Annotated in this window: 11 protein-coding genes; 6 read left to right on the top strand and 5 right to left on the bottom strand. The window is 62.2% G+C overall.

The annotated features are described in order from the left end of the window. Positions 1-10: 10 nt before the first annotated feature. The 6 genes from ABIB90_RS17375 (at position 11) to ABIB90_RS17350 (ending at position 8,647) form a co-directional block, all read left to right on the top strand. The gene (locus ABIB90_RS17375) at positions 11-1,939 is read left to right on the top strand and encodes a potassium transporter Kup (RefSeq protein ID WP_354161201.1); all 1,929 of its coding nucleotides are present in this window, start codon (positions 11-13) and stop codon (positions 1,937-1,939) included. Between the two features lie 171 nt (positions 1,940-2,110). Beyond that, a complete protein-coding gene (locus ABIB90_RS17370; protein WP_007592491.1) occupies positions 2,111-2,437 on the top strand; it encodes a rhodanese-like domain-containing protein in 327 nt (108 codons plus the stop codon). A gap of 8 nt (positions 2,438-2,445) precedes the next feature. Beyond that, positions 2,446-3,624, top strand: coding sequence for an aminotransferase (locus ABIB90_RS17365; RefSeq protein WP_007592485.1), 1,179 nt, complete (start codon positions 2,446-2,448; stop codon positions 3,622-3,624). A 5-nt stretch (positions 3,625-3,629) separates the two neighbouring features. After that, on the top strand, positions 3,630-4,736 hold the full coding sequence (locus ABIB90_RS17360) for a polyamine ABC transporter substrate-binding protein (protein WP_354161205.1): 1,107 nt from the start codon (positions 3,630-3,632) through the stop codon (positions 4,734-4,736). 717 nt (positions 4,737-5,453) lie between these two features. After that, a complete protein-coding gene (locus ABIB90_RS17355; RefSeq protein WP_354161208.1) occupies positions 5,454-6,434 on the top strand; it encodes a hypothetical protein in 981 nt (326 codons plus the stop codon). A gap of 80 nt (positions 6,435-6,514) precedes the next feature. Beyond that, positions 6,515-8,647 (top strand): DNA/RNA non-specific endonuclease, encoded by a 2,133-nt coding sequence (locus tag ABIB90_RS17350; protein ID WP_354127858.1) that lies wholly within the window; start codon positions 6,515-6,517, stop codon positions 8,645-8,647. A gap of 241 nt (positions 8,648-8,888) precedes the next feature. Here the strand turns inward: ABIB90_RS17350 and ABIB90_RS17345 are convergent, their stop codons facing one another. The 5 genes from ABIB90_RS17345 to ABIB90_RS17325 all read right to left on the bottom strand — a co-directional run bounded on the left by ABIB90_RS17345 (position 8,889) and on the right by ABIB90_RS17325 (position 13,177). After that, on the bottom strand, positions 8,889-9,821 hold the full coding sequence (locus tag ABIB90_RS17345) for a lipid A biosynthesis lauroyl acyltransferase (RefSeq protein ID WP_219682562.1): 933 nt from the start codon (positions 9,819-9,821) through the stop codon (positions 8,889-8,891). An 8-nt stretch (positions 9,822-9,829) separates the two neighbouring features. Next, complete coding sequence (locus tag ABIB90_RS17340; protein WP_007592479.1) at positions 9,830-11,107, bottom strand: beta-ketoacyl-ACP synthase; 1,278 nt, start codon at positions 11,105-11,107, stop codon at positions 9,830-9,832. 99 nt (positions 11,108-11,206) lie between these two features. Next, positions 11,207-12,412 carry a beta-ketoacyl-ACP synthase gene (locus tag ABIB90_RS17335; RefSeq protein ID WP_007592478.1) on the bottom strand — a complete coding sequence of 402 codons (1,206 nt, stop codon included), beginning with the start codon at positions 12,410-12,412 and terminating at the stop codon, positions 11,207-11,209. Further along, positions 12,409-12,879 carry a 3-hydroxyacyl-ACP dehydratase FabZ family protein gene (locus tag ABIB90_RS17330; RefSeq protein ID WP_007592477.1) on the bottom strand — a complete coding sequence of 157 codons (471 nt, stop codon included), beginning with the start codon at positions 12,877-12,879 and terminating at the stop codon, positions 12,409-12,411. Before ABIB90_RS17330 ends, ABIB90_RS17335 begins: the two co-directional genes overlap by 4 nt. Before the next feature lie 10 nt (positions 12,880-12,889). Then, positions 12,890-13,177, bottom strand: coding sequence for an acyl carrier protein (locus ABIB90_RS17325; protein WP_007592476.1), 288 nt, complete (start codon positions 13,175-13,177; stop codon positions 12,890-12,892). Positions 13,178-13,283 lie beyond the last annotated feature (106 nt).

Raw genomic sequence — 13,283 nt, 5'->3', positions numbered from 1 at the left:
AGGCTCTCCCATGACAAGTGATGTAGCGATTTCCGCCCCGGAAACGGCGGCGGCCAATGGGCATGGCGACGCCCACACCACCGCCGGTTTCGGTGCGCTGACACTCGGCAGCATCGGCGTCGTCTATGGCGATATCGGCACCAGCCCGCTCTACGCGTTCCGCGAGGCGGTGATGGCGGCGTCCGGCGCGGAGGGGGTGCCGACGCCGGCGGCCGTGCTCGGCGTGCTCTCCCTGATCCTGTGGGCGCTCATCATCGTGGTGACGCTCAAATACGTCGTGATCCTGCTCCGTGCCGACAACAACGGCGAGGGCGGCACGTTGGCGCTGATGGCGCTGGCCCAGCGCGCAGTCGGCACCCGCGGAACAACCATCGTCCTGCTCGGCATCATTTCCGGCGCCCTGTTCTATGGCGACGCCGTGATCACGCCGGCGCTCTCGGTGCTGTCGGCGATCGAAGGCATGAAGGACATCACCCTGCACTTCGAGCCCTACATCGTACCGCTGACCGTGATCATCCTGGTCGGTCTGTTTGCTGTGCAATCCCGCGGCACCGCTCGCGTCGCCGCCTTCTTCGGCCCCATCATGTGCGTCTGGTTCGCTGTGATCGCGATCGCGGCGATCCACCCGATCATCCAGCAGCCGCAGGTGCTGTTGGCGCTGAACCCGCTCTACGCGGTGTCGTTCATGCTCCACCACGGCATCATCGGATTCGTGACGCTGGGAGCGGTGTTCCTGGCAGTCACGGGCGCGGAGGCGCTCTATGCCGACCTCGGCCATTTCGGCAAGCGGCCGATCCAGACCGCCTGGCTGTTCATCGTGCTGCCGTCGCTGGCGCTGAACTATCTGGGGCAGGGTGCGCTCGTGCTCGGCGATCCCGGGGCGATCGTCAGCCCGTTCTTCCAGCTCTTTCCGCAAGGTTTTTTCCGCGGCTGCATGGTCGTGCTGGCGACCGCCGCAACTGTCATCGCGAGCCAGGCGGTCATCACCGGTGCCTATTCGCTGACGCGTCAGGCGATCCAGCTCGGTCTGTTGCCGCGCTTTGAAATTCGCCATACGTCTGAAGCCCATTCCGGCCAGATCTTCATCCCGCGCATCAACCAGCTCCTGCTGGTCGCGGTGGTCCTGCTGGTGCTCTTGTTCCGCTCCTCCAGCGCACTGGCCTCGGCCTACGGCATCTCCGTCACCGGGACCATGGTCGTCACGGCGATGATGGGCTTCGTGGTGATCTGGAAGGTATGGCGGTGGTCGCCGTTCACGGCTGCCACCCTGATCGCGCCGTTCCTGTTTCTCGACCTCACCTTCCTGGCCGCCAATCTGCTCAAGGTGTTCGAGGGCGGCTGGGTGCCGCTGGCGCTCGGCGCGCTCATGATCATCCTGATGTACACGTGGCGGCGCGGCAGCCGGCTGCTGTTCGAGAAGTCGCGCAAGCTCGAATTCCCGCTCGCCGACCTCGTGGCGATGCTGGAGAAGCGGCCGCCGCAGCGCGTGCCCGGCACCGCCGTGTTCCTGACCAGCGATCCCCTCAGCGCGCCCACGGCGCTGATGCATAGTCTGAAGCACTACAAGGTGCTGCACGAGAAGAACGTCATTCTCACCATCGAGACCGCGCAGACCCCGCGCATCGATCCGGCCGAGCGGGTGAAGCTGGAGCAGATCTCGCCGACCTTCTCCAAGGTGACGCTGAAGTTCGGCTTCATGGAATCGCCCAATGTGCCGAAGGCGCTGGCGATCGCCCGCAAGCTCGGCTGGCAGTTCGACATCATGTCGACCTCTTTCTTCCTGTCGCGGCGGGCGCTCAAGCCGGCCGCCCATTCCGGCATGCCGCGCTGGCAGGACCGGCTGTTCATCTCGCTCAGCCGTTCCGCCAACGACGCCACCGACTATTTCCAGATCCCCTCCGGCCGCGTTGTCGAGGTCGGCACCCAGGTCACCATCTGAAGCGACGATCTGATCCTCCATTTGAAGGTCGCGCTTCAAGTCGCTGCGATTTAGCTTTAACTTGCGCAAGGCAGCTCAAGCCTTTGTAGCGCTTGATTTTCACCGGCCGAGAGGCGAGGTTGCCGGCCGCCGGGATCGCCCCGGCAGCGGCCCGCGACGTTGGAGGATGATGTGGCAAATCAAGTACAGGATCTGACCCCGGACGAGGTCTCCAAGGGTGTCGCGGAGGGCCGCTATCTCCTCGTCGACGTGCGCGAGCCGAACGAGGTCGAGGCCGAAGCCTATCCTTTCGGCGTGGTCGTGCCGCTCTCGACCTTCGATCCCAAGGCGATCCCCGATCCCGAGGGTAAGGAGGTCGTGTTCGCCTGCCGTTCGGGCAAGCGTTCTGTGACGGCCTCGCTGGCGGCGCAGGCGGCAGGGCTGCCGTACGACAAGCATCTGGCCGGCGGCATGCTCGGCTGGAAGGCGGCGGGTCTTCCCAGCAAGGTCGGCGGCTGACCCCGCCGATGTCCAAGAGCTCGTCCCTCAACAAGGTCTTCGCGGACCTTCCGGTCACCATCTTCGAGGCGATGTCGCAGGCCGCGCGCGACAATGCCGCCATCAATCTCGGCCAGGGCTTTCCTGATGATCCCGGCCCCGAGGACATCCGCCGCGCCGCGGCCGAGGCTTCGCTGAACGGCTACAACCAGTACCCGTCGATGATGGGCCTGCCGGAGCTGCGCCAGGCGATCGCGACCCATTACGGCCACTGGCATGGTCTCGAGCTCGATCCGATGAGCGAGGTGATGGTGACCTCCGGCGGCACCGAGGCCCTGACTTCGGCCATCCTCGCCGTCGTCCAGCCCGGTGACGAGGTGGTGTGCTTCCAGCCGGTGTACGATTCCTACCTGCCGATCATCCGCCAGGCCGGCGGCATTCCGCGCCTGGTCCGGCTCGAGCCGCCGCATTGGCGGCTGAATGAGGACATGCTGAAAAGCGTCTTCAATTCAAAGACCAAAGCGGTGCTCTTCAACAACCCCCTGAATCCGTCCGCAGTGGTGTTTCCGCGCGAGGACCTCGAGCTGCTGGCGCGCTACTGCCAGGAGTTCGACGTCATCGCGATCTGCGACGAGGTCTGGGAGCACGTCACTTTCGACGAGCACAAGCACATCCCGCTGATCACCATCCCCGGCATGCGCGACCGCACCATCAAGGTCGGCTCTGCCGGCAAGATCTTCTCGCTGACGGGCTGGAAGATCGGCTTCGTCTGCGCCGCGCCGCCGCTGCTGCGCGTTGCCGCCAAGGTGCACCAGTTCCTGACCTTCACCACCGCGCCGAACCTCCAGGCCGCCGTCGCTTACGGGCTCGGCAAGCCGGACGAGTATTTCCTGTCGATGCGCAAGGACCTGGCGCGGAGCAGGGACCGTCTCGCCAAGGGGCTGGAGAGCCTCGGCTTCCCGGTGCTGAAGTCGCAGGGCACCTACTTCCTCACCGTCGACCTGTCCCCGCTCGGGCTGAACGAGAGCGACACCGAGTTCTGCTGGCGGATCGTGAAGGACTACAAGGTCGCGGCAATTCCGGTGTCGGCCTTCTACGAGCAGGACCCTGTGACCTCGGTGGTGCGCTTCTGCTTTGCCAAGAAGGACGAGACGCTCGACACCGCGCTGGAGCGGCTGTCGGACGCGGTGCGCGGGCGCAAGAGGTAGGAGAGATGACGAACGTCAGCCGCTTTGGTTTTGGCCTCGCGATCGCCGCCGCGCTGACGTTGCTCTCCGCCCCCGCAGGGGCCGAGGAGCGGGTCGTCAACTTCTACAATTGGTCGAACTACGTGGCGCCCGACGTCCTCGAGGCCTTCACCAAGGAGACCGGCATCAAGGTCGTCTACGACACTTTTGATGCCAACGAGACCCTGGAGACGCGCCTGATGGCCGGCAAATCCGGCTATGACGTCGTGGTGCCCACCGCCTATTTCCTCCAGCGCCAGATCAAGGCCAACATCTTCCAAAAGCTCGACAAGTCGAAGCTGCCGAACTTGGCCAATGCCTGGCCGGTGGTGACCGAACGTCTCGCGATCTACGACCCCGGCAATGTCTACGCCGCCAATTACATGTGGGGCACGACGGGCATCGGCTACAACGTCGCCAAGCTGAAGCAGATTCTCGGAGCGGATGCGAAGATCGACAGTTGGGACATCGTGTTCAAACCTGAGAACCTTGCCAAGTTCAAGGATTGCGGCGTGCACATGTTAGACTCCGCCGACGACATCTTTCCAGCGGCGTTGAACTATCTCGGGCTCGATCCGAACTCGACCAAGCAGGCCGACCTCGAAAAGGCCGCCGATGTCGTCGCCAAGGTGCGGCCCTCCGTGCGCAAGTTTCATTCGTCCGAATATTTAAGCGCGCTCGCCACCGGCGAGATCTGCTTCGTGGTCGGCTGGTCCGGCGACATCATGCAGGCCCGCGCCCGCGCTGCCGAAGCCAAAAGCGGCATCGAGATCGGCTACGCCATCCCGAAGGAGGGCGCGCAGATGTTCTTCGACAATCTCGCGATCCCCGCGGACGCCAGGAACGTTAGGGAGGCCTACGAGCTGATCAACTATCTCTACCGTCCGGACGTGGCCGCCAAGAATACGGACTTCCTGTCCTACGCCAACGGCAACCTCGCCAGCCAGAAGCTGGTCGACCCGAAGGTCCTGAACGACAGGAACATCTATCCGGACGAGGCGACGCTCGCAAAGCTGTTCGTGATCACGGCGCGTGATCCGGCGACCCAGCGGGTTATCAATCGGCTCTGGACCAGGGTGAAGACGGGAAGGTGAGACGCCGCGGTCGTGCTGGGATTAACCCGGCAAGTCATTTTCTGCAAAACAACCCCATCACAGTAGAATCGCGACTGGCGCGCCGCTGGCAGTGCCCAAGCCGTAGTGCGGCTTGGCTTAATCGACGCGCCGGCGCAATGACCCGAAGCAGCGCGCGTGCGGGCGCGAAATGAAGCGCGATGGAGGCCGAACGCGCGTGACGTCACAGGCTCCGGTCATTTGCCTCGTCGGCAAAACAGCGGCAAATTGCATCGTGGCCATCGGGCTTAGATAAGTGACGCGCTGGACGCGTAGCCGTCAGGTCGATCAATCGTTCGCAGCAACTTCTTGAATTTCTTGCCACTGGAACACAAGCACGGATCATAAACCTTCGTGTTCGCGGCAAGCTCGACCGCACTGCTGTCTCGGCGAAGCCCAGGGGTCATGCGCCGCTGTTTGCGCATACGCAAACCCCCGTCCAACGAAGGAGAAGTTTGTGCAAAGGAGCTTGCGTGCTCCGACGTCAATACCGAATTACCGTCTCATGGCCCCCACCGGATCGTTGAAAAAGCTCAACCTAGGCTAGACGGCACCTAGCCGAGGTGAAACAGTACGAGCTTTCAATCGTGGGGTGAATTTAACGTCGGGAGTTTGGGGGCTGCTTTGTTTAAGTGTGCATTTGTGCTGTCATCCGTTTTCTTGTCCGTGTTGTGTGGGGCTTGTACCCGAGCCGAGCTCGTGAACAAGGCCGATGCTTACGACGCGGCCATCTGGGACTCCAACAATAGGCAAATCCTGTTGAATGCCGTTCGTGCGAGCCAGCGCGCGCCTATGTCGTTCGTGGGGCTCGGCGATGTCTCCGCCAGTCCGGTGTTCTCAGGCAGCACCAACGGTACTTTCAATTTAAGCCCGAGTGCCCTCACAGGCTACTCTTTGAATCCTACCGTGTCCTATGGAGGAGGGTTCACGTCGTTCCAGATGAACAATCTGAACCATGTGCAGTTTGCGAGCACGATGCATCAGCCATTGAGCCGCAAGATCGTTGATTACTTCAATTCAGAGAAGTGGCCCGAAGAAGTCGTTCAGCGCATCCTTTTTCAGCGGGTTGAATTGACACCTGCAGAATATGCCAAGGCTCGCAGCATGAAGGACCTCAAATGCCGCGAGTCCGATCCGCGCACCATGGAAATATGCCGTCAAATTGCGGAAGATGAATATCTACAGGACCATTCCGAATTCAATTGTCCGCCGCCCCGCCTCTCGAAGGGACGCTACGAATTTGTCAACTCGGCACGTGAATTCTGCTCGATGAACCAGTTTCAGATTTTGCTGAGAACATACCGACTGTTGGGTTATGAATTCAAATCCACCTACATGCGGTCGGCAGAAGGCATTCTATATTTCTTGGGCGAACTCATCGCTGCGCAGAACTACTCGGCACAAGGTTATGAGCCGAAGGTCCTTCTCGGAGGCCCGGACGGACACCATCATCTGGTGAACTTGTTTGTCGTCAGGCGCGGCAACCCCGGACCACCGGTCGCGGCCGTACAAGTCAATTTCAACGGTGAAGACTTTTTCATACCGCGACCGCAGCTCGGCGCTCTTGATGAAGACCGATCGCTTCAGGTGCTTGATCTCGCCGCGACGGCGATCGTCTTGGCCACCCTCAAGGAAGACTTGCCGAAATCGAGCAATATCAACTTGGTCTCGGCACGGTAATCCAGCGCGCACTACGGTTCATTCGCTCTGATTGTCGCATAAATGAAACTTGCGACATCTAACCTGTCTTCGGAGGCGACATGTCTGAAATCGATAGAGCCCGCGACCGCAGATTAGAAGTCGTGCGCACTGCCGCCAAACGCTGGCAAGCCCGCACACAGAGCCGAACGTCCGATGCCGCTACGATCGCGCGTTCGGGGCCGGGCACGGCGGACAGTCCGATGCGGCAGGCGAGGTTTGCCGTACGGCAAGACCTTCTGGCGCATGCCGCCAATCTCCGCGAACGAGGCCGACTTCCAATCTTCATCGAGCGAAAAATTGGTCCGACACTCGACTTGATTTCGATGGCACCGAGCGAGGCGGCCCGCAAGGTTGGGCGACCCGTCGCTCGCATCGTCAGCTCTGTCGATCCAAGGGTCCAACCGGAGGGGTTTGCGTCGGGGTTCCTGGTCTCGCCGAGGCTGCTTTTGACGAACTGTCACGTGTTTCCAGATGCAGCCTCGTCTCACGGTACTGGCGCCAATTTCTTGCACGAGTTCGACGAGCATGGTCTCAAGGTGGGTGTGACGTTTGCGATCGATGCCAGCAGCTTCTTTGTCTGTGACAATCATCTTGATTTTGCCTTGGTCGGGGTTAGCCCCATCGCGAATACGGGTGAGCCGATCGAGAGCCTCGGAGCAATCCCGCTCTCGGAGGCAACGTCCAAAGTCCTCAAGGGCTACCCCATTGAGGTGATCCAGTATCCTGACGGCGGTGGCAAGCAATATGCCATCATGAACAACCGGCTGCTCGACGTTCTCGATGAAGGCTTCCTACATTACGAGACCGATACTTTGGAGGGATCATCAGGATCGCCGGCCTTCAGTGAGGCGTGGGAACTAGTTGCCCTTCACCACGCCGGGATACCTGAAATGCGGGGCGATGACATCGTCGCAACCGATGGCTCCGTCTGGACCGAAGATATGGGTGAAGACAAGGTTCATTGGGTCGCCAACGAGGGTATCCGCATCAGCTCAATCGTCCAGGCGTTGGGCAAGGTCAAATTGACCGATGCCAAACAGGCGAAAATCCTAAGCGATCTGCTCGCGGGCACGACGGACCCCGCCGATGATGTCAGTCAAATGCTGAGGGGAGCCGCTCCTACCAGTCTCTTTGCGGCAAGCTCTGGCGGCTCGGAAAACAACCAATTACTAACCCAAAGAGTGGCATTTGAGGAGAGAAGCATGTCCGGTACAAACATGAATTTTAGTGGCCCTGTCACCATCCATGTTTATGCGGAGCAAACGGCTCCGCCACAGCCGGGTGCGGAGTCCGCTGTCGCCGCCCTCGAAAAGACGTTGCGGTTCGATCCGAACTATGAGGATCGCGAGGGTTATCAAGAAGCATTCTTGGGTACTGACGTGGTCGTACCCGTTCCAGGAATCGTGGCCGCGCGGTCTGGCGAGATGTACAAGGAAAATGGTGAAATCCTAATTCTCAAATATCACCACTATAGCCTTGCGATGAATAAAGCTCGTCGGCTCCAGATGTGGTCGGCCGCAAACGTGGACTACAATCCCGATCTTCGAAAACAAAATGGTCGGGCATTTTTCGGAACCGACCGCTGGGTCGCCGATCCGCGGATACCCAACAAATTCCAAATTGCCGATCCAGATTTCTATAAGCCTGCCGGGCAGATCGATCGTGGACATATCGTTCGCCGCGAGGATAGCGCCTGGGGCGAAACCGCAAAAGAACTCGAGTTCTCGAACTCGGACACCTTTCATTGGACGAATTGCACGCCACAGCACCAGGCTTTCAATCGTGAGTCCCCCGGGTCGGCGTACGGCGGCATCAAGGGCCTGTGGGGCGGCTTCGAGGCCTATATTCAAAAGAGCCTGCAGCACGATGATACGAGGGCTTGCATCATCGCTGGGCCGATCCTCGCCGCCGATGATCCAACGGCGGACTTCGGCTCAGGACCGATCGCTTACCCTGTTCTGTTCTGGAAGGTTGTGGCGGTGGCCGCCAAGGACGCTGGAAGCCGATCGCGGCTCTTAACCTACGGCTTCCTTCTTAGTCAGAAGAACGTGGTCGACGATTTCGGCATCGAGTTTGCCCCCGGTCAGTATGCTCGGTATCAGCGGCCACTTGCCGAAATTGCCGAGCTTGCAGGTGTCACTTTTGATGAAAGACTTCTGGCCGCCGATGCCAAGGCACAAGCCGGAGCCTGATTGCGACCGACTGCGCGGCTGCGGCCCGGCACGACCTGGCTCAACGTCTCGCCGCCGATGAAGAACGCGCAAGTCCGATCTGTATCGCAGCCTGGGATCGCGTCGTTCAGGCCGAAGTCGGCGCGGAACTGCCGGAGCGGTGAGTTCTCCGTCATCCGGGATGGTGCGTCAGCACCAGACCCGGAATCTCGAGATTCCGGGTTCGATGCTTTCGCATCGTCCCGGAAAGACGATCGAGCGCCTACCGCCACCTTCGGTGCAGCCACAGCCACTGCTCGGGATGCTCGCGCACCCAGCCTTCCACCACGCTCGTGATCGCCTGGGTCGTGCCCTGGATGTCGATCTTGCCGTCGGCGTCGCGCACCGGCTGGACCTCTTCGGTGATCTCGGCGGTGAAGCGGCCGCCGGGCAGGCGGATGACGCGGACGCCGTGGATCGGGCATTCGACCTGGCGCAACAGGCGCGCCAGCATTGGATTGGCGCGGGTCTTGCGGCCGAAGAAGGTGACCTCGACGCCGCCAGTCAGATATTGGTCGATCAGCATCGCGACGTGCTTGCCGTCTTTGAGCGCCTGCGCGAGCCGCAGCGGCGCGTCGCGCCCCGCGGGGATCAGTGTGCCCATGTTGACCTGGCGCATCTCCTGGATGATGCGGTCGGCGGAGGCGATGTTCGGGCGGCGGTAGAGGATCGCCGCATCGAGCCCGTGTGCGACGGCGGCGAGCGCCGGCAATTCCCAATTGGCCAGATGCGCGGCGAAGATCAGCGCCGGCTTGCCGTCGTCGCGGATGCGGTCGAACAGCTCGATGCTGCGGTCGGGCAGTTCGATCCGGCTGTTGTCGGGATGATCGCGGTCATAATCCCAGACGTGGTCCATGTGGGCGAATTCGGCGCCGACGCGGCCGAGATTGTCCCAGACGCCCATCAGGATGGATTCGATTTCCTCGGGCGACTTGTCCGGAAAGGCGGCGGTGAGATTGGCGCGGCCGATGCGGTGCTCGCGAAGGCGCGGCCCGATCAGCCTGGTGGCGCGTGCGAAAAAGTCCGAGGTCTTGGCCGGATCGAAGTAACGCGTGGTGCGCAACATGCCGACGGTGGCAGCCCCGATCAGGCCTCCACCGATCGATTTGGCCGTCTGCCGCGCGCGCGCCTTCGTCCTCGCAGGAAGCAGCGCCATGCGTCCGGTCAGGCCGGTTCGCGGGTCAGGATCAGCGAGGCGTTCTGGCCGCCGAAGCCGAACGAGTTCGACATCACCGCGGTGACGCGGGCATCGCGTGCCTTGTTGCCGACGACGTCGAACAGGATCGTGGGATCCGGATTGTCGTAGTTGATCGTCGGCGGGATGCGCTGATGCTCCAGCGTGAGCAGCGAGAAGATCGCCTCGACCGCGCCGGCGGCCGAGATGGTGTGGCCGACCATCGACTTGTTGGAGGTAACCGGAATCTTCGACACGAGTTCGCCGAACACGGCCGATGTCGTATTGTATTCCATCTTGTCGTTCTCGGGCGTCGCGGTGCCGTGCGCGTTGATGTGGTCGATCTGGTCCGGCGTCATGCCGGCATCGGCCAGCGTCTTGTTCATGCAGCCGATGATCGGCTTGCCGTCGGGCGAGGAGCGGGTGCGATGGAAGGAGTCGGTGAGCTCGCCGCAGCCGGCGATCACGCCGAGGATTTTTGCGCCGCGCGCGGTGGCGGCTTCATAGCTTTCGAGCACCAGCGCACCTGCGCCTTCGGCCATGACAAAACCGTCGCGGTTCTTGGAGAAGGGACGGGAGGCCGCCTGCGGCGGGTCGTTCTGGGTCGACAGCGCCGAGAGCAGCGAGAAGCGCACGAGCGCCTCCGGATTCACGGTGCCGTCGGTCGCCACGCACAGCGCGGCATCGGTTTCGCCGCGGCGGATCGCCTCGACGCCGAGTTGGATCGAGGTCGCGCCCGAGGCGCAGGCCGTCGACAACGAGATCGGCGAGCCCTTAGTGCCGAAGGTCTCGGCGAGGTAGGCCGCGACCGAACCGAACATGAAGCGGTGGTGATAGGCGCTGTACTTGCCGCCGCCGGAGATGCGCAGCAGATCGTCGTAGTTGAAGTCGAGCTTACCGACGGCGCGGCCGAGCTCGCGGCGCTGCGGCCATTCGACTTCGACAGGTGCGACCGCAAGGAAGAGAGGACCCGGGAAATCCGCCTTGGCGCCGATGCCGGCCTGGTCCAGCGCCTCCTGCGTCACCAGTTCGGCCATCCGCTCGGACAGGGCGGTGGAGGAGAACGGATCGACGCTGACGAAATCCACCGTGCCGGCCATCGTGGTTTTCAGGCCGTCGACCGGAAAGCGCGTGATGGTGCGGATGCCCGATTCGCCGGCGACGAGCTTCGCCCAATTGTCGGTCTTGCCGTTGCCGAGCGAGGTCATGATGCCCATGCCGGTGACGACGACGACGGGACGCCCGAGTTTGTCGCGTGGTGCAGTCATGTCGATCCCCGCTTGAGCTGGAGCAAGATCCGAAAAAGCGTGAAGCGGTTTTTCGAGAAGATCATGCCCAAACAATAACCTGCCAAAGCGCAACGCGCTTCAGCTTACTGCCTCGACCAGCGCCATGCCTTCGCCGCGCCAGTGTCCGGCCCCCACCACCACAATCTGGGTGGGCGCTCCCTGCATTTCAATCTCGGTGCCCGTGGAATCGTTCGGCGGAAACAGGGCGCCGCGCGAGATCGACAGCGCGGCGAGCGCGATGCCGAGCGGGAATTGCGTCTCCATGGTGTGGCCGAACATCGTGCCGGTCGAGCGCACCGGGAACTCGGCGTGGCCCTTCAGGAAGCCGCGCTCTTCCGATGTCGCCGGCTCAGCGCCGGTCGCACCCGATATGATCGCGCCCTTGCCGTCGCGCTTCGGCAACTTTGCCCAAAGCTTCTCCAGCGTCGCGGCCATGTCGCCGGGGGTCTTGCGCCGGGCAAGGTCGGCAACGACGCTCGACAGCTTCGCGAATGGCTTTGCGCCGCGCGCTTCCGCATGCGCCTTCGACTCCAGCACCAGGAACGCGCCAGCGGAGCCGAGCGCGAAGCCGGCGTGGTCCTTGCGCGCCCACACGGGGGCGAACTTGTCCTTCAGATTGAAGTCGCCGAATTCGTAGAGGACCATCAGGTCCTTGCGCTCGCCATTGTGCGAGCCGCCGATCAACGCGATGTCGCTCTCGCCGGAGGCGATGCGCGACAATGCAATGCGGGCGGCATCGGCGCCGGCAACCTCTTCACCCATGAAGGTGCGCGAGGTGCCGCCAATGCCATGCACGATGGCGATATTGCCGGCGAGCAGGTTGGAGAGCTGGGCCAGGAACAGCGTCGGCCTGAGATCGCTCATCAGCCGCTCGTTGAGGAAGCCGGGCGCGTTGGCGCCCTTGGCCTCGGCCGTGAGCACGCCGGTGTCGACGTTGAGATCGCGCTCGCCGCCGCCGGCGGCGACCACCATGTCGATCTTCGACAGGATGTCCTTGTTGCCCTTGATCCCGGCGGAGTCGAGCGCAAGCCCGGCCGCATAGGTGCCGATGCGCTGCCAGGCTTCCATCTGGCGCTGGTCGCCCTTCTTCGGAATCTGGCTGTCGAAGGTAACAGGCATCAGGGGGTGCACGATGTAGGGCGCAAAGCCCTTCTCGTCGACATTGATGCGCTTCTCCTGAAGCGCGGCCCAGTTGGCGTCCAGGCCCTCGCCGAGCGAGGTGGCGAGGCCAATGCCGGTGATCCAGACTTCCGTCTGGGCGGGCTTCGAAGCAGTCTCGGTCATGGCGATACGGCCTGTTGCGGAAAGCCGACGCGTTTGGCGACCGCGTCCATGTGGGCGCGCATATCCGCATGGGGGAAGGGAATCTGCGTGAAGGTCAGCGTCGAATTCGCGCGCAGCTTGCCGCCGACCTTGATCTTGGCTTCGGTCACGGCGTAGCCCGAGCCCTGATGGGTCAGGCTCGCCTCGATGCTCATGAGATCGCCGGGGAAGACCGAGCCGCGGACCTTGGCCTCCTTGACGGCAGCCAGGATCGGCATGCGCTCGAATTTGAGCACGCCAAGCTGAAGCCAGCCCGAGGCCTGCGCCATCGATTCGATCAGGAGCACGCCGGGCATCAGGGGATAGCCCGGGAAGTGCCCCTCGAAGATGGTGCTTTCCATCGGGACCTGAGCCTCGACGACAATCGTCTTCGCGTCGACGTTGAGGTCGACGACGCGATCTATCATGTGAAAGTATTCGAGTTGCATGACCGCGCGCTTAGGCGCTCGCGCCCTTGGCCGCAACCAGTTCGTCGATGCGGGCACACAGGTTTTTCAGCACGAAGTACTGCTCGGTGGTCGCTTTGCCGTCGTTGACCTCCTGGGTCCACTTCTCCAGCGGCAGCTTGATACCGAACTGCTTGTCGATCGCGAACGCGATGTCCAGGAAATCGAGGCTGTCGATGCCGAGGTCATCGATGGCATGGCTATCCGGCGTGATCGTGTCGCGCGGGATGTCGCAGGTTTCAGCGATGATCGTAGCGACCTGATCGAATGTGGAGGACATCACTAAGCCTTTGATATTTTGCAGATATTTGTCAGATTGTCCAGAGTGGAACGGTGGGTGGGCATCGCGCCCCGATGACGCCCTCAACCCCCCTCTGGCCGGGTCG

Source organism: Bradyrhizobium sp. JR4.1, from assembly GCF_040548605.1.
Classification (GTDB): domain Bacteria; phylum Pseudomonadota; class Alphaproteobacteria; order Rhizobiales; family Xanthobacteraceae; genus Bradyrhizobium; species Bradyrhizobium canariense.
Note: the sequence above shows the minus strand (reverse complement) of the source record. Positions and strands in the feature narration are given on the sequence as shown.

Excerpts from the sequence above, each read along its gene's own strand:
- ABIB90_RS17375 (WP_354161201.1), top strand. The coding sequence starts at position 11 with ATGACAAGTGATGTAGCGATTTCCGCCCCGGAAACGGCGGCGGCCAAT.
- ABIB90_RS17365 (WP_007592485.1), top strand. The coding sequence starts at position 2,446 with ATGTCCAAGAGCTCGTCCCTCAACAAGGTCTTCGCGGACCTTCCGGTC.
- ABIB90_RS17360 (WP_354161205.1), top strand. The coding sequence starts at position 3,630 with ATGACGAACGTCAGCCGCTTTGGTTTTGGCCTCGCGATCGCCGCCGCG.
- ABIB90_RS17350 (WP_354127858.1), top strand. The coding sequence starts at position 6,515 with ATGTCTGAAATCGATAGAGCCCGCGACCGCAGATTAGAAGTCGTGCGC.
- ABIB90_RS17345 (WP_219682562.1), bottom strand. The coding sequence starts at position 9,821 with ATGGCGCTGCTTCCTGCGAGGACGAAGGCGCGCGCGCGGCAGACGGCC.
- ABIB90_RS17340 (WP_007592479.1), bottom strand. The coding sequence starts at position 11,107 with ATGACTGCACCACGCGACAAACTCGGGCGTCCCGTCGTCGTCGTCACC.
- ABIB90_RS17335 (WP_007592478.1), bottom strand. The coding sequence starts at position 12,412 with ATGACCGAGACTGCTTCGAAGCCCGCCCAGACGGAAGTCTGGATCACC.
- ABIB90_RS17330 (WP_007592477.1), bottom strand. The coding sequence starts at position 12,879 with ATGCAACTCGAATACTTTCACATGATAGATCGCGTCGTCGACCTCAAC.
- ABIB90_RS17325 (WP_007592476.1), bottom strand. The coding sequence starts at position 13,177 with ATGTCCTCCACATTCGATCAGGTCGCTACGATCATCGCTGAAACCTGC.